General features: G+C 70.1%; 16 protein-coding genes and 1 tRNA gene. 4 read left to right on the forward strand and 13 right to left on the reverse strand.

Features of this window, described 5'->3' with window-relative positions; all coding sequences use genetic code 11:
- Positions 1-411: 411 nt before the first annotated feature.
- The 6 genes from QR78_RS06695 to QR78_RS06720 all read right to left on the reverse strand — a co-directional run bounded on the left by QR78_RS06695 (position 412) and on the right by QR78_RS06720 (position 6,324).
- Entirely contained in the window at positions 412-1,809 is a 1,398-nt protein-coding gene (locus tag QR78_RS06695) for an amidase (RefSeq protein ID WP_048426722.1), read from the reverse strand.
- On the reverse strand, positions 1,806-3,407 hold the full coding sequence (locus QR78_RS06700) for an ABC transporter substrate-binding protein (protein WP_048426747.1): 1,602 nt from the start codon (positions 3,405-3,407) through the stop codon (positions 1,806-1,808). The genes QR78_RS06695 and QR78_RS06700 overlap by 4 nt, the downstream gene beginning before the upstream one ends.
- Before the next feature lie 115 nt (positions 3,408-3,522).
- The gene (locus QR78_RS06705) at positions 3,523-4,284 is read right to left on the reverse strand and encodes an ABC transporter permease (RefSeq protein WP_048426723.1); all 762 of its coding nucleotides are present in this window, start codon (positions 4,282-4,284) and stop codon (positions 3,523-3,525) included.
- On the reverse strand, positions 4,281-5,207 hold the full coding sequence (locus QR78_RS06710; RefSeq protein WP_048426724.1) for an ABC transporter ATP-binding protein: 927 nt from the start codon (positions 5,205-5,207) through the stop codon (positions 4,281-4,283). The genes QR78_RS06705 and QR78_RS06710 overlap by 4 nt, the downstream gene beginning before the upstream one ends.
- A 191-nt stretch (positions 5,208-5,398) precedes the next feature.
- Positions 5,399-5,983, reverse strand: a complete 585-nt coding sequence (locus QR78_RS06715; RefSeq protein ID WP_048426725.1) for a hypothetical protein — start codon at positions 5,981-5,983, stop codon at positions 5,399-5,401.
- A 265-nt stretch (positions 5,984-6,248) separates the two neighbouring features.
- Positions 6,249-6,324: transfer RNA gene (locus QR78_RS06720), tRNA-Lys, on the reverse strand.
- Positions 6,325-6,453: 129 nt separating this feature from the next.
- On the opposite strand from QR78_RS06720, the gene QR78_RS06725 reads away from it, so the two are divergent.
- Positions 6,454-7,530: a hypothetical protein gene (locus QR78_RS06725; RefSeq protein WP_048426726.1), complete on the forward strand. Its 1,077-nt coding sequence runs from the start codon at positions 6,454-6,456 to the stop codon at positions 7,528-7,530.
- On the opposite strand, the gene tgt is transcribed toward QR78_RS06725, so the two are convergent.
- Both tgt and queA read right to left on the reverse strand, forming a co-directional pair.
- Positions 7,531-8,664 (reverse strand): tRNA guanosine(34) transglycosylase Tgt, encoded by a 1,134-nt coding sequence (gene tgt / locus QR78_RS06730; RefSeq protein WP_048426727.1) that lies wholly within the window; start codon positions 8,662-8,664, stop codon positions 7,531-7,533.
- On the reverse strand, positions 8,661-9,746 hold the full coding sequence (queA, locus tag QR78_RS06735) for a tRNA preQ1(34) S-adenosylmethionine ribosyltransferase-isomerase QueA (RefSeq protein ID WP_048426728.1): 1,086 nt from the start codon (positions 9,744-9,746) through the stop codon (positions 8,661-8,663). The genes tgt and queA overlap by 4 nt, the downstream gene beginning before the upstream one ends.
- A 129-nt stretch (positions 9,747-9,875) precedes the next feature.
- Here queA and QR78_RS06740 point away from each other — a divergent pair, with 129 nt between their 5' ends.
- The 3 genes from QR78_RS06740 (at position 9,876) to QR78_RS06750 (ending at position 11,497) form a co-directional block, all read left to right on the forward strand.
- Complete coding sequence (locus QR78_RS06740; protein ID WP_048426729.1) at positions 9,876-10,082, forward strand: hypothetical protein; 207 nt, start codon at positions 9,876-9,878, stop codon at positions 10,080-10,082.
- 163 nt (positions 10,083-10,245) lie between these two features.
- Positions 10,246-11,133 (forward strand): cation diffusion facilitator family transporter, encoded by an 888-nt coding sequence (locus tag QR78_RS06745; protein WP_048426730.1) that lies wholly within the window; start codon positions 10,246-10,248, stop codon positions 11,131-11,133.
- 67 nt (positions 11,134-11,200) lie between these two features.
- The gene (locus tag QR78_RS06750; RefSeq protein ID WP_048426731.1) at positions 11,201-11,497 is read left to right on the forward strand and encodes an alkylphosphonate utilization protein; all 297 of its coding nucleotides are present in this window, start codon (positions 11,201-11,203) and stop codon (positions 11,495-11,497) included.
- 124 nt (positions 11,498-11,621) lie between these two features.
- On the opposite strand, the gene QR78_RS06755 is transcribed toward QR78_RS06750, so the two are convergent.
- The 5 genes from QR78_RS06755 to QR78_RS06775 form a co-directional block, all read right to left on the reverse strand.
- A complete protein-coding gene (locus QR78_RS06755) occupies positions 11,622-12,830 on the reverse strand; it encodes a pyridoxal phosphate-dependent aminotransferase (protein ID WP_048426732.1) in 1,209 nt (402 codons plus the stop codon).
- Positions 12,831-12,908: 78 nt separating this feature from the next.
- The gene (locus tag QR78_RS06760) at positions 12,909-13,727 is read right to left on the reverse strand and encodes an FkbM family methyltransferase (RefSeq protein WP_158004014.1); all 819 of its coding nucleotides are present in this window, start codon (positions 13,725-13,727) and stop codon (positions 12,909-12,911) included.
- Positions 13,728-13,961: 234 nt separating this feature from the next.
- Positions 13,962-16,226 (reverse strand): 1,4-alpha-glucan branching protein GlgB, encoded by a 2,265-nt coding sequence (glgB, locus tag QR78_RS06765; RefSeq protein ID WP_048426748.1) that lies wholly within the window; start codon positions 16,224-16,226, stop codon positions 13,962-13,964.
- Positions 16,227-16,572: 346 nt separating this feature from the next.
- The gene (treS, locus tag QR78_RS06770) at positions 16,573-19,824 is read right to left on the reverse strand and encodes a maltose alpha-D-glucosyltransferase (protein ID WP_048426734.1); all 3,252 of its coding nucleotides are present in this window, start codon (positions 19,822-19,824) and stop codon (positions 16,573-16,575) included.
- A 152-nt stretch (positions 19,825-19,976) separates the two neighbouring features.
- The gene (locus QR78_RS06775; RefSeq protein ID WP_048426735.1) at positions 19,977-23,384 is read right to left on the reverse strand and encodes a maltotransferase domain-containing protein; all 3,408 of its coding nucleotides are present in this window, start codon (positions 23,382-23,384) and stop codon (positions 19,977-19,979) included.
- Between the last annotated feature and the right edge of the window lie 168 nt (positions 23,385-23,552).

A 23,552-nucleotide genomic window follows, 5' to 3' on the forward strand; every position in this document is an offset into this window, starting at 1 on the left:
CAAGCCGGCCGTGTTTCAACCCTCGCCTTGCGGAGCGCACAGGCGACTCCCGGGTCGCTCGTTCATCGATGCGTCGGAAACCCAATGTTTGGTCGCCGAACCGAAATTTCTTCTCGCCGGTTCCAGTCGGCCCTCTTCAGCTCAGATCGATAGCATCGTCCCGCTCACGACGCTCGGGGTCTTGGAGACTGTTCGACGCACGCAATAGGTCAACGGACGATCTTGCCTCCATCACGCAACCTCATCCTGAGGTGTCAGTCGATTGAAAAATCGACTGACCTCGAAGGAAACCTCCAGCGGGCGCAGTGATCTCTGAAGCCCTCCTTCGGGGTCAGGCCATTTTCAATGGACCGACACCTCAGGATGAGGTCTAAAGTGGGTTAAAATCTCCTGCTCACGTCAAACAGGCTTTTACAATTCCGGCGCCCGCCTATGCCACTCCGTCGCCGCCTGGAAGGCCTGGCCGATTCGCAGCGCCATCGCTTCCTCGTAGCCGCGGCAGACGATCTGGAGCGAGAGCGGCAGGCCCGCCGCCGTAGCGCCGTTCGGCAGGGCCAGGGCGCAGAGTTCGAGCAGGTTGCCGAAGCGGGTGAAGCGCGAGGGCGCCACCGCCTGGTCGACCGCGTCGAGGGGGATGGCCGCGCTCTCGGTGGTCGGGGTGAGGAGCGCGTCGATCCCGTCCATCGCCCGGGCGAAGGCGGCATTCATCTCGCGCTGCATCCGCCGCGTGCGCAGATATTCCTGCGCCGTGATCCCCGCGCCCGCCAGGATGCGCCCGCGGACGTCCTCGTCGAGGAGCGCGGCCCGGTCCTCGGCGACCGCGCCGTTGACCGCGTAGGCCTCCGCCTCGACGATCGCCGAGGTCGTCAAGAGGTCGGTGAAGCGGAACGGCAGCGCCACCTCGACGATCTCGGCCCCGCCCCGGGCCAGGGTGTCGAGGGCGGCATCGTAGGCGTCGAGCATCTCGGACGAAACGCCCACCCGTTCCGCCGCCGGCATCCTGGCGAGCCGCAGGCCCCTCACCCCGCGATGCAGTCCCGGCATCGGGTCTTCCGGCACCACGCCCCGGGTGTTCGGGTCGAGCGGGTCGGGCCCGGAGAGGAGGGTGTAGAGGAGCGCGACGTCTTCGACCGAGCGCGCCATCGGCCCCGGCGTGTCGAGGGTGGCGCTGAGCGGGACGATCCCGGCGGTGCTGATCCGCCCGATCGTGGCCTTCAGGCCGGTGAGCCCGCAATACGAGGCCGGCAGCCGCACCGAGCCGCCGGTATCGGTGCCGATGCCCCAGGGCGCCATCCGGGCCGCCACGGCGACGCCGGTCCCGCTGCTCGATCCGCCGGGGGTGCGGGCGACCGCGAGATCCCAGGGGTTGCGGGGCGTGCCCATCCGCCGGTTGGTGCCCCAGCCGCCGAAGGCGAACTCGACCGTATGGGTCTTGCCGAGCACGATCATGCCCTGCGCCAGCATCCGCCGGGCGATGGTGGCGGTCCCGGCCGCGCGCCGCGCGGCGAAATGCGCCGAGCCCCCGGTGGTGATCCGGCCCTCGAGGTCGATCAGGTCCTTGAGCACCACCGGCACGCCGTGCAGCGGGCCGACGGCGTGGCCGGCGCGGATCATCCGGTCGGCGCCCTCGGCGGCGAGCCGCGCGTCGTCGGCGAAGACCTCGACGAAGGCCCGAAGCGTCGGCTCGAGCCGCGCGATGCGGTCGAGATGGGCCTCCACCGCCGCGACCGGCGAGAGCGTGCGGGCGGCGATGGCCCGGGCGAGCGCGTGGGCGGGCAGCGCGGCGGGATCGGTCACGGCAAGCCTCATGGAACGCTGATCCGGGTCAGGTCGACGAACCAGGATTCGGGCGAGACGTAGCCCTTCACCCGCGGCGACATCGCCCTGGGGTTGAGATCATGAACAACGTACAGCCATGGCGGGTCATCGACCAGCCGCTCGTGGCCGGCCCGCATCGCCGCGTCCATGGCCTCGGAATCGGGCGCGCGGGCGGCATCCGCCATCGCGGTGTCGAAGCCGGCATCCGTCCACTGGGCGAAGTTGAAGCCCTTCGGGGCGATGTTGGCCGACCCGAAGTAGCGCGCCATCACGGCGACGTCGGAGGTCGTCGAGGAGATGTTCAGCACGGTGGCGCCGCGCAGGGCCGGCGCGTCCGGCGTCGCCCGCATCGCGTTGAGCAGGACCTGCCATTCGACCACGTCGATGGCGACGTCGACGTCGCATGTCTGCTTCAGGTTCTCTTGCAGGAACTCGTTCATCGGCAGCGGCTGCATCTGGCCCGAGCCCGAGGCCGAGACCATCAGCCTGAGCGTGAGCGGCTTGCCCGCGCCGAACCCGGCCTCCGCGAGGAGCGCGCGCCCCTTGGCCGGATCGAGGCGGTAGCGGTTCTGCGGCGAGCCGAAATTCGGGTCGCTCCGCTTGAGCCAGCCGAAGGCCGGCTCGGCGGTGCCGTTGAGCAGGGTGACCAGCGCGTCGCGGTCGATGCAGTAGTTCAGCGCCTGGCGCACCCGCACGTCCTTGAGCGGGCTTCCGGTGGCGCCGATGTTGTAGAGCCACGGCCAGATATGCGGGTAGGAGCCGGTGGTGACGGTGAAGCCGGCCTGGCGCAGCGACGGGATCGCGTCGGGTGCGGGCGCCTCGATCCAGTCGACCTGGCCGGCCCGCAGGGCGGCGATGCGGGCATTGGCCTCCGGGATCGGCATCAGCCGCACCTTCTCGACCTGCGCCCGGTGCGCCTCGTCCCAGTATTCCCCGTTGCGGGCGAGCTCGACCATCTCCCGCGGCTGCACCCGGGCGATGCGGAACGGCCCGGTCCCGGCCGCCGGCAGCGTCGCGACCCGGGCCCAGTCCCGCCCGGCCGCCTCGAACGACGCCGGCGAGGTGAACAGCAGGTAGACGACCATGTAGGGGAAGTAGGCGACCGGCTCGCGACTGGTGATGGCGACGGTGCGGGGGTCGATCTTGCGGTAACTCGCGAGGAGCGGCGCCCGGGCCCGGCTGATTCCGGCGGCCGGTGGCTCGTATTGCGGGCTGTCGGGCCTGAAGAAGCGGTCGAGGTTCCAGATCACCGCGTCGGCGTCGAAGGCGGTGCCGTCGTGGAAGCGCACGCCCTGGCGCAGGTGGAAGATCCAGGTCTTCGCGTCGTCCGGCGCCTGCTCCCACCGCTCGGCGAGACCCGGCCGCAGGGCCGAGGCGCGGTCGGTGCGCGCGATGTCCCACAGCACCAGTCCCTCGAAGACCGGGTAGCCGAGGAAGCGCATTCCCTCGAAGCCGTTATTCGGCAGGCCGGTCGTCGTCGGGATGTCGGCCGCCGTCATGGCGATGCGGAGCACCGGCTCGGCAGCGGCCGGTGCCGTGGCGGAGAGGAGGGCCGAGAGGGCGATGGACGAGAGTCGCGGGCGGGTCATCATGAGGGCTGTTGGCACTGACGGGCTTGCTTGCGGGCGTTCTTGCAGGCGTTCTTGCCTGAGCAAGCTCTAAGCCATCCGGGCTCAGCACTCGTGTGACCATCCGATCGAATTCTCAGCTTTTCAGCCTGTATCCCGTCTTGAAGATGCGGGCGACGGCCGCGAGGCAGACGACGAGAAAGACCACCGCCATGCCGAGGCTCACCGCCGGGTTGACGTCGGAATGGCCGTAGAAGCTCCAGCGAAAGCCGCTGATCAGGTAGACCACCGGGTTGATGAGGCTGACCGTGCGCCAGACCGGCGGCAGCATGTCGATCGAGTAGAAGCTGCCGCCCAGGAAGGTCAGCGGCGTGACGATGAGGAGCGGCACGAGCTGCAGCTTCTCGAACCCGTCCGCCCACAGGCCGATGACGAAGCCGAACAGGCTGAAGGTGACGGCGGTGAGCACCAGGAAGAGCACCATCACGAAGGGGTGCTCGATGCGCAGGGGCACGAACAGCGCGGAGGTCGCCAGGATGATCAGCCCGAGCATGATCGACTTGGTGGCCGCCGCCCCGACATAACCGGCGACGATCTCGACCGCGGAGATCGGTGCCGACAGGATCTCGTAGATCGTGCCGGAGAAGCGCGGGAAGTAGATGCCGAACGAGGCGTTGGCGATGCTCTGGGTCAGGAGCGTCAGCATGATGAGCCCCGGCACGATGAAGGCGCCGTACGGCACCCCGTCGACCGACGTCATCCGGCCGCCGATGGCGGCGCCGAAGACCACGAAATAGAGCGAGGTCGAGATCACCGGCGCGACGATGCTCTGGAGCAGCGTGCGGAAGGCGCGGTGCATCTCGAAGCCGTAGATGGCGCGGATGGCGGGCCAGTTCATGCGCGGTCCTTCACGAGATCGACGAAGATGTCCTCGAGCGAACTCTGCCGGGTCTGGAGGTCGCGGAAGCGGATGCCGGAGGCGGCGAGGTCGGTGAGCAGACCCGTGATCCCGGTGCGCTCCGCCTTGGCGTCGTAGGTGTAGGTGAGCACCGTCCCGTCCTGCGACAGGGCGAGGGGATGGCCGGCCAGTGCCGGCGGCAGGGCGGGGAGCGGGTCGTGGAGGAGGAGCGTCAGCTCCTTGCGGCCGAGCTTGCGCATCAGCTCGGCCTTCTCCTCGACCAGCACGATCTCGCCCTTGGCGATCACCCCCACCCGGTCGGCCATCTCCTCGGCCTCCTCGATGTAGTGGGTGGTGAGGATCACCGTGACCCCCTGCTCGCGCAGGCGGCGCACCAGGCGCCACATGTCCTGGCGGAGCGCCACGTCGACGCCGGCCGTCGGCTCGTCGAGGAAGAGGATGCGCGGCTCGTGCGAGAGCGCCTTGGCGATCAGCACGCGCCGCTTCATGCCCCCCGACAGGGTCATGATCTTGGCGTCCCGCTTCTCCCACAGCGAGAGGTCGCGCAGGATCCGCTCGATATGCGCCGGATCGGCTTTCAGCCCGAACAGGCCGCGGCTGAAGCTCACCGTCGCCCACACGGTCTCGAAGGCGTCGGCCGTCAGCTCTTGCGGCACGAGGCCGATCAGCCGCCTCGCGGCGCGGGGGGCGGCCAGGATGTCGTGGCCGCCGACCGTCACCGTGCCGGCGCTCGGCGTGACGATGCCGCAGATGATGCTGATGAGGGTGGTCTTGCCGGCGCCGTTGGGCCCCAGCAGGGCGAAGATCTCGCCCTCTCGGACGTCGAGGTCGACGCGCTTGAGCGCGGCGTGACCGGAGGCGTAGGTCTTCGACAGGTTGGCGATCGTGATGATGGGCGTCATCCGGTCCCGGGGCGTGTCAGGGGCTGACGGGAATGGCCGATCACCTAGGCCAGCCGGGGACGGATCGCCACCGCCCTCCCCCGAAACCCGACATGCCCGAGGCCTCTGCGGGTCGAAAAGCCGCGCTTGTTGCCCGGATGCGCGCCGGGCGCCGTCGCCCGGCGAACGGGCGACGGCGCGTGTTTACGGGTCTACCGGTCGCGGGGCGGCGCGTCGTCCGCCGCATCGTCCTCGACCTCGCCGTCATAGAGGTCGTCGTCGTCCTCCGAGCCGTCGTCGTGCGCGGACTCGTCCTGAACCTGGACCTCGTCGTCGCGGGTGCGCGGCTTGGTGTAGAAGTTGCCGACGAGCAGCGCCTCGCCGGCGCCGACCATGCCGCTGAGATAGGCGTTGATGGTCGCCGGTGCGGCGTCGGGCAGGGCGCGCAGGATCTGCGGCTGCGACAGGCCCTGCGGCCCGGCCCCGTCGATCAGCGCCTTCAGCCGCCCCTTGGTCGAGTTCGCCCGCGGTCCCCGAGGGCCGCGCCGCCCGCCGGTGCGCGCCTCGGCGCCCACGCCGCCGGCACTGCCGCCCGCGAACCCACTCGCCGGGCCGGCCGCCGGCCGCGGGAGGCCGAGATCCTCGATCGGCGTATCCTCGACGATCGCCCTGAGCGCGTTCTCGGCAAGCCGGAGCTTGGCGAGTTCCGCCCCGATCCGCTCGTACTCGGCCTCGAGCGCCGCACGCCGTTCGCTCACATCAGCCAAGGCCTTCATGAGCGCATCATTCTCCGACATTGCCCCTCCGGTGAAACTGGGCACCGGCTCATTGCCCGAGGCGGTGTGGAGCGTCAACGACGATGCGGACGTCCGGCGAAACGTCTCCCCGAGATGTCCCCATGTCTCGACGCGAGACGGCCCCCGCAACGGCGTTCGACGTCAGGTCGATCCGGAGCCAAGACTGCAGAGATCCGCGACACTCGACGATCGAAGTCGTGCCCGACCGTCGTTCGACGACGTTGCCGGGTGATCGATGGGGTATTGCTGGATATCCGAGAAAAGATGGTGAGCGCGCTGGGACTCGAACCCAGGACCTACAGATTAAAAGTCCGTTGCTCTACCAGCTGAGCTACGCGCCCGTGCTCCCGGGATGACGACGCGGCGCTGGTGGGCCGGTCCTGGTCCTGTTCGGAGCATGGGCGGACATAGGGGGTTGACGCGGCCGGGTCAACCGGGAGACCACGGCCGCCCACAGAAGCCCCGCCGCGATGGTCCCTGCCCCCGCCCCGCCCGCCGATTCCGCGACCGCACCCGCCGCGACCTGGCGACGTTTCGCCGGCCTCCTCGTCGGGGCCGCAGGCGCGATGGGGCTCCTCGTGCTCGGCTTCGTGACGCTCCTCGATCCCTATGGACTGCGCGCCGCGCCCGGGCGGGCGCCGGGGCCGATCATGGATCTCAACCAGCGCTTCATGTACCCGCAGGTGGTGCGGGGCGGCGCCTACGACGCGGCGGTGTTCGGCACCTCGACGGCGCGGCTCCTCGACCCGCACGCTCTCGACCGGGCCTTCGGCGGGCACTTCGCCAACCTCGCGATGAATGCCGCGACGCCCTGGGAGCAGACGCAGCTCGCCCGGCTGTTCCTCGCCCGGACCGACGCGAAGGCGGTGCTGTTCGGCCTCGACGCGCCGTGGTGCGAGGCGGATGCGGATGCGAGGCGCCTGACCTTCCGGGCCTTCCCGCCCTGGCTCTACCGCGAGCCGCTCGCCTGGACCGCCCTCTTCCATCAGTGGAACCAGCAGAGCGTGGAGATCGCCGGGCGCGCCCTGATGCACCGCCTCGGGCGCATGCCGGCGCGCATCCGCGGCGACGGCTACGAGGTCTTCACCCCGCCGGAATCCCAGTACGACGCGGCCCGGGCCGCGGCCCATATCCACGGCGACGCGCCCGCGGCCGACGCCGCGCCCGGGGCCGATCCCGCGACCCCGGCCCTGCCCTGGCTCGACGCGCTGCTGGGCCTCGTGCCGGCGGATGCCCTCAAGCTCGTCGCCTTCATGCCGGTCAACGTGGCGGCGCAACCCCGCCCGGGCAGCGCCGGGGCGGCGCGGGAGGCGGTCTGCAAGGCGCGGGTGGCGGAGATCGCCCGCCGGCACGGCGCGACGCTGGTCGATTTCCGCATCCCGTCATCCGTGACGCGGGACGACACCCAGTACTGGGACGCCCTCCATTACCGTCTGCCGGTCGCCGGGCGCATCGTCGATGCCCTGCGCCGGGCGGTGGACGCGAAGGCCGACGATCCGGACGGGTTCTACCGGGTGCTCGCCGCGCCGCGCACGACGGGGCCGTGATCAGGCGGCCCGGTCGCGCTCCGCCTTCTGCCAGCCCTCGCGGGTCTCGCCGATGAAGTCCTGGAGCCTCCCCTCCGCGATGGCCTTGCGCAGGCCGGCCATCAGGTCCTGGTAGTAGGACAGGTTGTTCCAGGTCAGCAGCATCATCCCCAGGATCTCGCCGGCGCGGACGAGGTGGTGCAGGTAGGCCTTGCTGTAGAGGTTGGCCGCCGGGCAGGTCGATTCCGGGTCGAGGGGGGTGTTGTCCTCGGCAAACCGCGCGTTGCGCAGGTTGAGGCGGCCGTGGCGGGTATAGACCATGCCGTGGCGGCCGGCCCGGGTCGGCATCACGCAATCGAACATGTCGATGCCGCGGCTCACCGCCTGCACGATGTCGTCCGGCGTGCCGACCCCCATCAGGTAGCGGGGCTTCGCCGTCGGCAGATGCGGCTCGACGGTCTCGATCATGGCGAGCATCGTCGCCTGCGGCTCGCCGACCGCCAGCCCGCCGACGGCGTAGCCCTTGAGGTCGAGATCGACCAGGGCCTTGGCGCTCTCGACGCGCAAAGCCGGGATGTCGCCGCCCTGGACGATGCCGAACATCGCCTTGCCGGGCTGGTCGCCGAAGGCGATGCGGCAGCGCTCGGCCCAGCGTAAGGACAGCCGCATCGCGCTCTCGATCGCCGATTCGGGCGCGGGCAGGCGCACGCATTCGTCGAGCTGCATCTGGATGTCGGAGCCGAGCAGGCCCTGGATCTCGATCGAGCGCTCGGGGCTGAGCAGGTGCGTCGAGCCGTCGAGATGCGACTGGAAGCGCACTCCCGTCTCGTCGAGCTTGCGCAAGCCCGCGAGCGACATGACCTGGAAGCCGCCGGAATCGGTCAGGATCGGATAGGGCCACTGCATCATGGCGTGCAGGCCGCCGAGACGCGCCACCCGCTCGGCGCCCGGGCGCAGCATCAGGTGGTAGGTGTTGCCGAGCACCACGTCGGCGCCGAGCGCCTTCACCTGCTCGGGATACATCGCCTTGACGGTGCCGGCGGTGCCGACAGGCATGAAGGCCGGGGTGCGGATGACGCCCCGCGGCATGCGGATCTCGCCGGTGCGGGCCGGGCCGTCGGTCGCCGCGACGGTGAAGGTGAAGTGGTCGGTCATCGCGTCTCCGCCCGGAAGAGCAGGCTGCTATCGCCGTAGGAATAGAAGCGGTAGCCGCGTTCGATCGCGGCCGCATAGGCCGCTCGCATCGGCTCGAGCCCGGCAAAGGCCGAGACGAGCATGAACAGGGTCGAGCGCGGCAGATGGAAGTTGGTCATCAGCACGTCCACCGCGCGGAAGCGGTAGCCGGGCGTGATGAAGATGTCGGTGGCGCCGGTCCAGGGCCGGATCGTGCCGTCGGACTCGGCAGCGCTCTCCAGGAGCCGGAGCGCCGTGGTGCCCACCGCCACGATGCGCCCGCCCGTTGCCCGCGCCCGGTTCAGGGCCTCGGCGGCGTCGGGCGTGATCTCGCCGATCTCGGCATGCATCCGGTGCGCGTCGGTGTCGTCGGCCTTGACCGGCAGGAAGGTGCCGGCGCCGACATGCAGCGTCACCCGCACCTGCCCCAGGCCGGCGGCATTGCAGGCCGCCAGCAAGTCGGGGGTGAAGTGCAGGCCGGCGGTGGGGGCGGCCACCGCACCGGGCTCGCGGGCGTAGACCGTCTGGTAGTCGGCGGTGTCCTGCGCGTCGGTCGGGCGCTTGGCGGCGATGTAGGGGGGCAGCGGCAATTCGCCGAGCGCCGCCACCGCCTCGTCGAGGGCCGGGCCTGAGAGGTCGAAGGCGAAGGTGGTCTCGCCCCCCTCCCCGCGCTCGACGATGGTGGCGTCGAGGCGGGTGAGCGCGCAGGCCTCGCCCTCCCCGGCCGCCCCGAAGCTGACCCGGTCGCCGACCTTCAGGCGCTTGGCCGGCCGGGCGAAGGCGCGCCAGCGATTCGGGGCCTCCCGCAGATGGAGCATCGCCTCAAGCCGCACCGTGGTGCCGTCCCGGTGGCGCAGGCCGCGCAGGCGGGCCGGGATCACCCGGGTGTCGTTGAAGACCAGCACGTCGCCGGGCCGCAGCAGGCCGGGGAGATCGCGCACGATGCGGTCCTCCGGGAGGCTGCCGGGATGCAGCAGCATCAGGCGGGCGCCGTCCCGCGGCACCGCGGGCCGGAGGGCGATGCTGTCCTCCGGCAGGTCGAAATCGAACAGGTCCACGCGCATCGCGCCCTTCAGCCAGGATTCCGCCGCCGGATCAATGGGGCTCGCGTACCCGCGGGCGGGAGCATGGCGTATTGGTCCGTCGCGCCCCATCTGAGATCGCGTCGTCCCAGTTCGCCCCGGAGTCCCGTCATGCCCAGCCATCCGACCCTCGATGCCGAGCTCGTCGTCTGGTGGGAGTGCGAGGCCGAGCGGCTGGAGAGCCTCGCATCCTCCGCCCGCTTCGGCTTCACGCGCCGGCACTACGCCCGCAAGGCCGCCGCCGCCCGGGCGCGGGCCCAGGTGTCGCGCCTGCGCGAGCAGGCCCGGGAGCCGTCGGCCCGCCCCGCCATCGGCTGACCGGTCCGGACCTGACCCAGAGGAATAGCCGACGTCCGAGGTTTTAGCCGGGGCTAAGACCTGTGCCGTGGCCTTCCGGGAGGCGGCGCCGTATGGGAGCGGCGCCGCGCCGCGGCGGCGCCCTCCGCGCCGCGGCCACGCCCTCGTGTCTCGGAACATCGTCATGGAACGTGCGCAAGCCGCCGCCCTCGCCAGCGCCGGGGTCGGCCTCCTGGTGCTCGGCCTCAAGTTCTTCGCCTGGTGGATCACCGGGAGCCTCGCGCTCTACTCGGACGCGCTGGAGAGCATCATCAACGTGGTCGCGGCGATGACGGCCTTCGTGGCCCTGCGCGTCGCCGCCCAGCCCGCCGACCAGAACCACCCCTACGGCCACCACAAGGCCGAGTACTTCTCGGCGGTGATCGAGGGCGCGCTGATCATCGTCGCGGCGATCGTCATCCTGCGCGACGCCTACGACGCGCTGCAGGCGCCCAAGACCCTCGACGCGCCGCTGATCGGCGTCGCGGTGAACGGGGTGGCCACCGCGATCAACCTCGTCTGGGGCGTGATGCTGGTGCGGCGCGGCCGCGCCTGGCGCTCGCCCGCCCTGGTGGCGGACGGCAAGCACGTGCTGGCCGACGTGTTCACCTCCGGCGGCGTGCTGATCGGCCTCGGGCTCGCCACCGCGACCGGCTGGGCGATCCTCGATCCGGTCATCGCGGTCGTGGTGGCGCTCAACATCCTGTGGTCGGGCGGCGCCATGGTGCGGGATTCGGTGAGCGGCCTGATGGACCAGGCCGCCCCCGCCGAGATGGTGACGCAGATCCGCCGGCTGATCTCGGAGCACGGCGAGGGCGCGCTGGAGGCGCACGACGTGCGCACCCGCCATGCCGGCCAGGTCACCTTCATCGATTTCCACCTCGTGGTGCCGGGCGAGATGACGGTGGCGGAATCGCACGCCATCTGCGACCGGCTCGAAGCCGCGATCGAGGGCGCGGTCGAGGGCGCCGTGGTGACGATCCATGTCGAGCCCGGCGAGGAAGCCAAGCAGCGCGGCCTACCGGTTATCTGAGGACCGGCCCCTTGCGGGGGGCCGACCCCACCGGCGACAACGCCCCCGCAACGGAGGACCGACGAGCGTGACGGGTGCGGACGACGACTACGTGTACGACGAGGCGACGGGCGAGTGGCGCCCGGCGAGCGAGATGCAGGCCGCTCCGACCCGCGAGGTGCGCGACGCCGCCGGCAACGTGCTCACCAACGGCGATTCGGTCACCCTGATCAAGGACCTGAAGGTCAAGGGCGCCAACCAGACCCTCAAGCAGGGCACGGTGATCCGCTCGATCCGGCTGACCGACGATCCCGACGAGATCGATTGCCGGCACGACACCATCAAGGGCCTGGTGCTGCGCACGGAGTTCGTGCGCAAGCGGTGAGCTTTCTCCCAGCTCGTTCGATGGGCCTGGCCAGCGTTGCGGGTGTCTTTTTTAATCCCACCCTCGACCTCGGGATGAGATCGAGGGCGGGACGAAATCGTCATCCATCGACCCGAACGGGCTCTCACCGCTTCCCGAGCACCGGCACCATCCGGCGCATCGCCTCGGTGAGGTCCGCCGCCGAGCGGGCGAAGCACAGCCGCAAAAACCCTTCTCCGCCGGGCCCGAAAGCCGAGCCCGGAGCGAGCCCGACATTCGCCTGATCGACGATGCGCTTGGCCAGGCGGACGTCGTCCGGCTCGGCCGGCACCCGCGGAAAGGCGTAGAAGGCGCCCGGCGGCGCCGGCAGCTCGACGCCGGGCACGGCGCTCAAGGCTTCGGAGACGATGGCGCGCCCGGCGCGGGCCTGGGCGATCTGCTCGGCCACCAGTGCCTCGCCCTCGCGGATCGCCGTGATCGCGGCGTGCTGCAGGAAGGTGGCGACGCCCGACGTGCCGTAGAGGACGAGCCCGTCGACGATCCGGCCGATCGAGGCCGGTCCCTCGAGCCAGCCGACGCGCCAGCCGGTCATCGCCCAGTTCTTGGAAAACGTCTGGACGAACAGCACCCGGTCGCGGTCCTCCGGCTGCCAGACGTCGCGGATCGAGGGCGCCCGGCCGAGGGTTTCGTGGGCCGGGTCGAAGCAGAAGCGGCCGTAGATCTCGTCGGCGACGATCCAGAGGTCGTGGCGGCGGGCGATCGCCAGCACCGCCTCCAGATCGGCCCGGGTCGCGACCCAGCCGGTCGGGTTCGCCGGGGTGTTGAGCACGATGGCGCGGGTGCGGGGCGTGATCGCGGCGGCGATCCGGGCGATGTCGAGGCTCCAGCCGTTGCCCGCGTCGAACTGCATGGGCACCGGGACGGGCTTGGCCCCCTGCATCGCGACGGCGCCGAAGAAGTTCGACCAGGTCGGCGTCGGCAGCACCACCTCGTCGTTGGGCTCGGCGGCAATGCGGATCGCGGTGTGGAAGGCGTGCATGCCGCCCACCGTCACGAAGAACCGCTCGGGACCGACCGGATCGCCGTAGAGCCGCGAGACGTACTCGGCCAGGGCCTCGCGGAGCGGCGGGATGCCGAGCATGCGGGTGTAGAAGGTGGCGCCGTCCCGCAGCGCCCGCTGGGCCGCCTCGGCGATGAAGGCCGGGGTCGGCCGGTCGCCCTCCCCGACCCAGAGCGGGATCAGGCCCGGCCGCTCGACGCCGTAGGCCACGAGCTCGCCGATGCCGCTCGGCCACACCCCGGCCGCCTCGCGGCTCACCGGCGGCATCGTGTCGGGCAGGGGCGTGAGGGTCATGCTGGGACTCACCGATGGTACGGGGAGACCCAGGCATCGCAAGCGGCACGTTCCGGCGCAAGCCGGGGCGTGTGGGGGTCAGATCCGCGTGGCGATGAAGAACCAGCGCGTCCCTTCGAGGGAGCCGGTCTCGCTCAAGGGAACGAACGGCCCCTCGTCCGAGCGGCAGAAGTGACGCTCGAACCGGTCGGCGGGAAAGTAGCCGAGCAGCCGGTCGACCGAGCCGCCGAACTTTTCGAGGCCCGCGCCGCCATGGACCTCGATGAACCAGTTCGGGATCCGGTCGAGGGAGGTGCCTGCGCCGTCCAGCACCGCGCATTCGAAGCCCTCGACATCGACGTAGACGATGTCGGGGGTGCCGAACTCGGCCGCGAGGCTGTCGATCGACCGGCTCTTCACCTGGACCTTGCCGTGGGTGCCGGCGCCGCCGTCGACCTGGCCGTTCAGGCTCTCGTTGAACTCCAGCACCCCGTCCTCGCTCGCCGCGGCGGCGTGCAGGATGGTGAGGTTGCGGGCGCCGTTCTGGGCGACGTTCTCGTTGGCGACCCGGGCGTTGTGCGGGTTGGCCTCCAGGGCCACCACGCGGCCGGTGGGGCCGACATGATGGGCGAGCTGCAGCGCCACCACGGCCTGATGGGCGCCGAGGTCGAAGACCGTCGCGCCGTCCTTCAGCGCACCGCTTTCCTTGAAGAACGCGATCTCGGCGAGCATCCCGGAATCATGGTCGTACCATTCGGCGCCGACCGGGTCGCACAGACTGACGGTGAGGTCGATCCCGCCGAAGCGGTGCGTCACGACGCGTCGCTCGAAGGTCTTCAGCGAGCGCTCCAGCTTGGCCCGCCGCGCCATGGACTGCATCCATGGCGGCATCAACTGCTTGGACAACGCCGTCAACATGGAAGGAGTATCCCTCATCCCGATCGCTGCGTCGTTCATAGCAGGTCGGGGGCGGGGGTCCGAAGCGGCTTCCGGTTTCTCGGTTAAGCGTCCCGGTGGTGAAATGCCGAGATCCCACGACCGCTCGTCAAGAGTCGGGTGAGGGATCGCGGTATTCCGGACGGGTCGTGCCCATGCGCGGGACCCCTCGGGAGAGAGGTCCCGCGCGATGGCTCAGACAGGCCTTTTACCTCCTCATCCCTTGCGCACCAGGATGATCGTCCCGAGCGGCGGCAGGGACAGGGTCAACGAGTGGTCCTGGCCGTGCGAGGCCTCCGCCACGGCGTCGACTCCACCGTAATTGCCGACATTGCTGCCGCCATACCCTTCGGCATCCGAGTTGAACGCCTCGCGGTAATGGCCGGCCATCGGCACGCCGATGCGGTAGCCGTGGCGTACGACGGGGGTGAAGTTCGACACCACGATCGCGATCTCGCCGGGCGCGCGGCCCTTGCGGGCCCAGGCGATGACGTTGTTCTCGGCATCGTCCGAGACCAGCCACTGGAAGCCGGCGGCCTCCGTGTCGCGCTCGTAGAGCGCCGGGGTCGCGGCGTAGAGATGGTTGAGGTCGCGCACCAGATCCTTCAGGCCGGCATGGAAGGGGTCTTCCAAGAGGTGCCAGTCGAGGCTCTGGTTGTGGTTCCACTCCCGCTCCTGGCCGAACTCGCCGCCCATGAACAGGAGCTTCTTGCCGGGATGCCCCCACATGAAGCCGAAATAGGCGCGCAAATTCGCGAATTTCTGCCAGCGGTCGCCCGGCATCTTGCCGAGCAGCGAGCCCTTCCCGTGCACCACCTCGTCGTGGGACAGGGGCAGGATGAAGTTCTCCGAGAAGGCGTAGAGCAGCCCGAAGGTCAGGTCGTGGTGGTGGTAGCGGCGATGCACCGGCTCTTTTGATATGAACCGCAGGGTGTCGTGCATCCACCCCATGTTCCACTTGAAGCCGAAGCCGAGGCCGCCGGTATAGGTCGGGTGCGAGACGCCGGGCCAGGAGGTCGATTCCTCCGCCACCGTCATCGTGCCCGGCGCGTGGCTGTAGGTCGCCTCGTTGGTCTTGCGCAGGAAGTCGATGGCTTCCAGGTTCTCGTTGCCGCCGTACTGGTTCGGGATCCACTCCCCGGCCCGGCGCGAGTAGTCGAGATAGAGCATCGAGGCCACCGCATCGACCCGCAGGCCGTCGAGGTGGTAGTGCTCGAGCCAGAACCGGGCGTTGCAGGCCAGGAACGCCGAGACCTCGGTGCGCCCGAAATTGTAGATGTAGGTGCCCCAGTCCTGGTGGAAGCCCTGGCGCGGGTCGGCGTGCTCGTAGAGGTGGGTGCCGTCGAACTGGCCGAGGCCGTGGGCGTCGAGGGGGAAGTGGCCCGGCACCCAGTCGAGCAGGATGCCGATGCCGGCCTCGTGCGCCGCGTTGACGAATTCGGAAAAGTCGTCGGGCGAGCCGAAGCGGCTGGTCGGCGCGTAGAGCGAGACCGGCTGGTAGCCCCAGGACCCGTCGAACGGGTGCTCGGTGATCGGCAGGAGCTCGATATGGGTGAAGCCCATCTCCTTGGCGTAGGGGATCAGGCGCGCGGCGAGCTCGCGATAGGTGAGGTAGCGGTTGCCCTCCTCCGGCACCCGCGCCCACGAGCCGAGATGGACCTCGTAGATCGAGATCGGGCTGTGGCGGTGATCGATCGCGTTGCGGCTCTCCATCCAGGCGCCGTCGCGCCAGGCGAGCTTCGGCAGGCCTTCGAGCCGGGACGCGGTCTCGGGCGGCTGCTGGGCCGCGAAGGCGACCGGGTCGGCCTTGAGCGGCAGGAGCGCGCCGTCGGGGCCGCGCATCTCGAACTTGTAGTGCCCGCCCCGCTTCAATTCGGGAACGAACAGCTCCCAGACGCCGCCATCCTGCCACAGCCGCATCGGGTGGCGCCGGCCGTCCCAGTCGTTGAAATCGCCGACGACCGAGACGCGCCGCGCATTCGGGGCCCAGACCGCGAAGCGGAAGCCCGGCGTGCCGCCGATCTCGACCTCCTGCGCGCCCAGCACCCGGTGCACCGCGTCGTTGCCGACGTCGCGCAGGAGGCCGATCTCCCCCTGGTCGAGGGTGGCGCCGTACTCGTAGGGGTCGCGCCGCAGGCGCTCGGTGTTGTCCCAGCCCTCGACCGCGATGCGGTAATCGGGCCGCTGCGGGTGCGGGAGGCTGGCGATGAAGAAGCCGGCCGGGTGGCGCCGCTCCATCGGCACGCGGGTATCGCCGACGACGACCGTGGCGGCGCGGGCCTCCGGCAGCACCGCGCGGATCTCCCACTGGCCCTCGGCCGTCTCGTGGGGGCCCAATACCGAGAAGGGATCGCCGTGCTCGGCCCGCATCATCGCCTCGACGGCGTCCGGGTGGACCGCGTAGGCGCGGCCCGCCACCGGGGGACGGACGGGCCGGGTCGGCGCCGGGCCCGAGACGCGGGGCGAGGACGCCGCCTGCATGGCGGCGACGCGCAGCGACACCGGCTGGCCGGAGGTGGGGCCGCGGCTCGTCGTCTTGCCGATCGGGGAGGCCTTGCCGGTCGGGGAGGCCTTGTCGGTCGGGGGAGCCTTCGCGGCGGCATCCGTCGGTGCCGCGGTGGTCGTCACGGTCTCGGTCACGCGCGGCTCAGGCGGGCGGGCGGTCGGGCGCCGGCGAGCGGCCGGCTTCCGGGCGCTGGTCTCGTCGTCCATGGGTCTCGCACCTCTCCAAGCGGGTTTTCGTCGATGTGGTCGCGGGTCTCGCACCAACCCGCGACCCCTGAAATCGATACGGGCGACGCCGCGATGCGCCGCCGCCCGTGGGGTTTCAGTCGGCCAGGATGGCCAGGACGCCGCGGGCCGGAATCTCGATCCAGTCCGGACGGTTGTTGGCCTCGTAGTCGATCTCGTAGAGCGCCTTCTGCAGCAGGCAGAGGCGCAGCAGGCGCTCCTGCGTCGCCGCATCGGTGACGGCGGCACGGCTGCCCTGCACGGTGGCCGCATAGGCCTCCAGGAACGCGCCGCTCACCATCCCGCGCCAGGCGGACACGGCGGTCTTGGCCCGGTCGCCGGCCTCCGCGAAGCGGGAGGCGACCTCGCGGCTCACGGTCTCGCCGCCATAGGCGAGCGAGCGCAGGATGCCGGCAACGTCGCGCAACGGCGTCGACTTCGCCCGGCGCTCGTCCACCGGCCGCGACGGCTCGCCCTCGAAGTCGACGATGATGAGGTCGTCCTGCGAGGCCAGAACCTGGCCGAGATGGTAGTCGCCGTGGATGCGGGTCCGGTGGGCGCCGGCCGGCGCCTCGCGGCTCAGGGTCTCGATCAGCGCCTCGATCCTCGTCTTGGCGTCGAGCACCGCGGCGGCCGCCTCGCGGGCGCCCTCCGAGGCCGCAGCGCCCAGCGCGTTGCAGGCGCGCAGGGCCTTCTCGGCCTGGCGGCGCGTGTCGGCGGCGAGCGCCGCGAGATCGTCGCCGGTGAACGGCTCGGCGGCAAAGGCCGGGTCGTCGGTCTCGGTGGCGAGCGCCCGGTGCATCTCGGCGGTGCGCTGGCCCAGAAGCGCAGCCCAGCGCAGATGCGTGGCGAAGGCGTCCTCGGGGGCTGGCGCCTCGCTCTCGGGCACCAGCACGAACGTGTCGAGGTCGCGCCGGAGGTATTCGAGCATCAGGGTCCAGGCGTCGCCCTGGTTGCGCACGAAGGCCTGGAGCAGGCCGAGCGCCGTGGCGGTGCCGTCGGGCCCGACATGCTCGACCACGCCGAGGAGCGCCGGGGTGTTCTTGAAGCCCGCCTCCTCGGTGAGGAAGCGGCCGACCTCGACCTCCGGGTGGTCGCCGGGCTGGAGCCGGCGCAGGAGCTTCAGCATCAGCCGCGAGCCGAACGCGATCGAGGTGTTGCTCTGCTCCGCCGACAGGCGGCGGATGTCGGCCGGGTCGAGCTCCATCTCGGGGTCGAAGGCCGAGGTCGCCCGGAAGCGCAGGCTGCCCTTCTCCGAGGCGATGTCGCGGTTGTTACGGATCGCGTCGACCATTGCGAGGGCGAAGTCGGTCGAGGAGGCGGCGCCGTAGAGGAGGCCCATCCGCGGGCCGCGGCGCACCCGGGCGACCGCGTGGTCCATCAGCGACTCGTCCTCGCGGTTCTCGTCGACCGCGAGCGGCACGAAGTAGTCCTGCGTGTCGCCGTTGCCGAGCGAGACGGCGATGCGCGGCAGCAGGAAGCCGCCGGTGCCGCTCGCGGAGGGCAGGATCGCGCTGTCGGTGACCTCGACCGAGCGGATGCGCGAGCCCTTGGCGCCGAACCAGCGCCGCGAGCCGATGAAGCGCGGCGCGACCGTGCGCTCGAAGGCCTGGCGCTCGCGGCCCCGCATCAGGGTCTCGACGCCGCCGGTGAGCACCAGGGTGAACAGTTCCGGCGCCTCGGGGCTCGGGCCCATCGTGCCGGCATTCGCGGTCGAGAGCGAGAACCAGTAGAAGCCGTAGGCCGGCATGGTCAGCAGGTAGGGCAGGTCCCCGATCGGCGGGAACGAGGTGCCGCCGGTCAGCTCCACCGGTACGGCGGTGCGCAGGTCGGAGAGGTCGAGCTGCACCGCCTGCGGCGCCCGCGACAGGTTGGCGACGCAGAGCACCCGCTCGTTGTCGTGCTCGCGAATCCAGGCCAGCACCTTGCGGTTGTCCGGGTACAGGAAGCGCAAGGCCCCGCGCCCGAGCGAGACGTGGTTGTTGCGGATCGCGATCATCCGCCGGGTCCAGTTGAGCAGGCTGGTTTGGGCGCGGGCCTGCGCCTCGACGTTGACCGCGTCGAAGCCGTAGATCGGGTCCTGGATCGTCGGGAGAAAGAGTCGGGCCGGGTCGGAGCGCGAGAAGCCGCCGTTGCGGTCCGGCGACCATTGCATCGGTGTGCGCACGCCGTCGCGGTCGCCGAGATAGATGTTGTCGCCCATGCCGATCTCGTCGCCATAGTACAGCACGGGCGTGCCGGGCATCGAGAGGACCAGGAACTTCATCAACTCGATCTTGCGCCGGTCGTTCTCGAGCAAAGGCGCGAGGCGGCGGCGGATGCCGAGATTGATGCGGGCGCGCCGGTCGGCGGCGTAGAAGCTCCAGAGGTAGTCGCGCTCCTTGTCGGTCACCATCTCGAGCGTCAGCTCGTCATGGTTGCGCAGGAAGATCGCCCATTGGCAGCCATCGGGGATCTCCGGCGTCTGCCGCATGATGTCGGTGATCGGGTGCCGGTCCTCCTGCGCGATCGCCATGTACATCCGCGGCATCAGCGGGAAGTGGAACGCCATGTGGCATTCGTCGCCGTCGCCGAAATACTGTGCGGTCTCCTCCGGCCACTGGTTGGCCTCGGCGAGCAACATCCGGTCGGGATAGGATTCGTCCAGCGCGGCGCGGATCTTCTTGATGACCGTGTGGGTCTCGGGCAGATTCTCGCAATTGGTGCCGTCGCGCTCGATCAGGTAGGGGATCGCGTCGAGGCGCAACCCGTCCACCCCCATGTCGAGCCAGTAGCGCATCACCTCGATCACCGCGTCCAGAACCTTCGGATTGTCGAAGTTCAGGTCGGGCTGGTGCGAGTAGAAGCGGTGCCAGTAATACGCCTTGGCGACCGGATCCCAGGTCCAGTTCGAGGCCTCGGTGTCGAGGAAGATGATGCGGGTGTCGGTATACTTCTCGTCGGTGTCCGACCAGACGTAGAAGTCGCGCCACTCCGAACCTTTGGGGGCGTTGCGGGCCTGCTGGAACCAGGGATGCTGGTCCGAGGTGTGGTTGATGACGAGCTCGGTGATGACCCTGAGGCCGCGGGCATGGGCCTCGTCCACGAAGGTGCGGAACTGGTCCATCGTCCCGTAGGACTGGTTGATGTCGCGGTAATCGGCGATGTCGTAGCCGTCGTCGCGCAGCGGCGAGGGGTAGAACGGCATCACCCAGATCGCCGTGACGCCGAGGTCGCGGATGTAGTCGAGCTTCGCGGTCAGGCCGTCGAAGTCGCCGATGCCGTCGTTGTTCGCGTCGAAGAAGGACTTGACGTGCACCTGGTAGATGATGGCGTCACGGTACCATTGCGGATCGGTACGATCGATCATCGCGTCAGAGCCTCATTCGATCGGGTCGTGGCGCCGGGCTGACGGCTTTCGTGGCTGTCGCCATACTTCAAGCTCAACGCGGGGCGCCGGGGAGAGTTCGGAATGCCTGGCGGCGCGGACGGTCGCCCGCCCGCGCCTGATACGCACTTCGGCTAGGCCGAGCCGTGCTGCCACGCGTCGCCCGCCGCCGCAAGCCGCGTCGGGCGGCGAAGCCGCCAGATCACCACCGAACGCTCGGCGGGATCGAGGGCGATGCGGTGGGTCTTGCCGCGCAGCTCGAACTTGTAGCCGAGCAGCAGGTCCTCGACCTCGACGGCGCCGTCATCGGGCAGGCCGAGTTGCCAGAGCGGCACCTCGTAGGTGCATTCCTGACGGTTGCGCGGATCGAGGTTGACCATGCAGAACACCGCGTTGTCGCCGGACGGCGTCATCCGCAGGTAGGCCAGGATCTGGTCGTTCCAGGCCGGGGTGAAGACCACGTTGCGGAAATCCCAGAGCGCCGGGTTCTCGCGCCGGATGCGGTTCAGCGCGATGATGTGGTCGCGGATGTTGCCGGGCCGGTAATAGTCCCAGGCCTTCAGCTCGTATTTTTCCGAGTCGAGGTAATCCTCCTTGCCGGGGACCGGCGCGGATTCGCACAGCTCGAAGCCGTTATAGATGCCGTAGACGCTCGACAGCGTCGCGGCGAGCGTGCCCCGGATGACGAAGCCCGGCCGGCCGCTGGTCTGGAGGAAGACCGGGTTGATGTCCGGCGTGTTGGCGAAGAAGTTCGGGCGGTAATATTCGCCCATCTCGCCGGCCAGTTCGGTCGCGTAGGTCGCCAGCTCGTCCTTGGTGTTGCGCCAGGTGAAGTAGGTGTAGCTCTGCTGGAATCCGGCCTTGGCGAGCTTCTTCATCATCTTCGGCCGGGTGAAGGCCTCGGCGAGGAAGAGCACGTCCGGGTAGCGGTCGTTGACGTCGCGGATCATCCAGTCCCAGAACGGGATCGGCTTGGTGTGCGGGTTGTCGACCCGGAAGATCTTCACCCCCAGCTCGACCCAGCCGACGATGATGTCGCGCAGCTCGGTCCACAGCGACGGCAGGGCACCCTCGCGGTAGAAGTCGACGTTGACGATGTCCTCGTACTTCTTCGGCGGGTTCTCGGCGAATTTGATCGTGCCGTCGGGCCGCCAGTCGAACCATTCCGGGTGTTGCTTGATCCAGGGATGGTCCGGCGAGCACTGGATGGCGAAGTCGAGCGCCACTTCCATGCCATGGGCGTGGCTCGCCGCAACGAGGCGCCGGAAGTCGTCGAGCGTGCCGAGGTCCGGATGCACCGCCTCGTGGCCGCCCTCCTCCGCACCGACCGCATAGACCGAGCCGACATCGCCGTCCTTGGCCTTCAGGGAGTTGTTCTTGCCCTTGCGGTTGGTGCGGCCGATCGGATGGATCGGCGTGAAGTAGAGCACGTCGAAGCCGAGTTCGCGGATCTCAGGGAGACGCGCGATCACGTCGTCGAAGGTGCCGTGGCGGGTCGGATCGCCCGATTGCGAGCGCGGAAAGATCTCGTACCAGGCCGAGAACCGGGCGGCGAGCCGATCGGCGACCACCTCCAGCACCACCGGATAGCGCGAGAGGTTCACCCGCTCCGAGTTGCGGTGGATCAGCGCCGTCTGCTCCAGGAGCCGCATCAGCTGCGCGGCCGAGCCCGCCTCGTCGGCGTCGAGCGCCGCGACGAGGCCGGTCAGCGCGGCGGCGTCGCTCCCCTCGGCCAGCGCCGCCGCGCGCTTGACGAGGCCGACGCCCTCGATGGTCTCGAGCCGGACGTCGACCCCGGCCTGGCGCTTCTTCTCCAGGCCGCGCAGCCAGGAGGAGAAGTCGTCGCGCCACGCCTCGACCGTGTACTCGTAGCGGGCGTTGCGGGTGAGTGGGAAATGGCCGTGCCAGCGGTCGTTGTCGACGAACAGCATCGGGTCGCGGCGCCACTCGGTCTCGCCGGCCAGCCGCGAGAGCACCGCAGCGTTGATGACGTCGTGTCCGTCGGTGAAGATGTCGGCCTCGACATGGACCTGGTCGCCGACGACCCGCTTGATCGCCGAGCGGCCGCCGTCGATCTCCGGGCTCACCGCCTCGATGACGACGCGGCCACCCCCGTCCGGGATGGTGCGGCGGGGCCGGCGCAGGGCGCCGATGCGGCGGGCGGCGAGGATGCGCACCGCGCGGGGTTCGAGGCCGATCGACTGGTCGGCCCGGAAGACCAGCGGAGCGACTTCGGGCGTCAGGTCCTGGAACGGGCCGAACTCGCCGCCGGTGCCGGCGATGAGCGGCGCCGGATCGACGGCGACGGGCGCATCGGTCGGATTGTAGAGCACGATCACGGCGTTCTCGGCCGAGCCGGTATGGCCGGTATCGATCCGGATCAGCGCAACATACGGCGCGTCGGGGGTCGAAAGGCGCCATTGCGCGCCCTCGACATTGGCCGCGGGCAGATCGGCGCGCAGGCGGTTCACCGCCGCGACGAAGCCCGAGATGTCGATGCCGGTGTCGTGCTCGCGGCTCTCGGGCGTCGTCTCGACCACGTGGAGCGCCTTCGCGTAGCCCCACTCGTAGCCGATCGGCATCAGCACGCCGGCCGAGAAGAAGGCGGCGAGCGCGTAGCGGCTCTTGAGCTCCGCCGCCACCGCCTCGCGCCCGCCCGGGAGCGAGGCCGCGAGGCGCTGCATGTCGTGGTTTTCCGGGAAGGCGATCGAGGGCGCCAGGATGCGCAGGCGCTCGTACTGCTCCAGGGCCCAGGGTGCCTTCAGGTCCCACCAGGCGAAGGAATTGAACAGGTAGTCGAACCCGGCCTCCGCCGTGGCGCGGGCCTCCTCGAAGGTGCAGCCCAGGGTCTCGGCGGCGAAGAGCGCGGCGTGGTCGCGCTGCTTGGCGGCGCCGATCAGGCTGCGCCACACGTCCGGCGGCACCTTGTAGGCGGCATCGCACCGGAAGCCGGCGACGCCCAGGGCCTGGAGCCGGGCGATGTAGCCGTTCCACAAGTCCGTCAGCGCGGTGCGCGGGCCGGCCTCGACGTAGTCGAACTCGGCGAGGTCGCCCCAGACGGTGATCTTCGAGGGATCGTCGGGATCCACCGCGTGCGGGCTCACCGGCGCGCCGGAGGCGTCGCGCACGAAGAGATCGGGGCGCTCGTGGGCGAGCCTTCCATCGTTGGCGGCGTGGTTCACCACCAGATCGGTCATGATCTTCAGGCCGTGCCCGGCGGCCGCCGCGCAGAAGCGGCGGATCTGCTCGTCGTCCGGCGTCCCGTCGAGGTCGCGCAGGCGCTCGTCGAGACGGTCGATGTCGGCCACCGCGTAGAGCGAGCGCGAACCGCCGGCCTGATGGAACGGGTTGAGGTAGACCCAGTCGAAGCCGAGCTCGGCGATGCGGGGAAGTTCCGCGGTCCAGGCCGAGACGCGGCCGACCAGAAGGGGAAAGAGGTTGTAGATCCGCGGTCCGGCCGCCAGCGGCGCCAGGGTGGCCGGCAGCGGCGTCACCTCGCGGGTGCGCTTCGCCGGCTTCGTGCTGGTGCGGGGTACGTTCATCGGCCCGGTCCTGCCTGCTTCTCTCGAATCATCTCGGGCGGGTTCGCATGCCCCCTCGGGGCACGCGAACCCGTGGTCTCAAGTGGCGGAGCGACGCAGAACCGCCAGGGGGAGACGCGCGAAGAGTCGATCAACGGACACATGCCGCCCCTCGGCCCGAACCTCGTC

Origin of the sequence: Methylobacterium indicum (assembly GCF_001043895.1) — a bacterium.
Lineage (GTDB): Bacteria > Pseudomonadota > Alphaproteobacteria > Rhizobiales > Beijerinckiaceae > Methylobacterium > Methylobacterium indicum.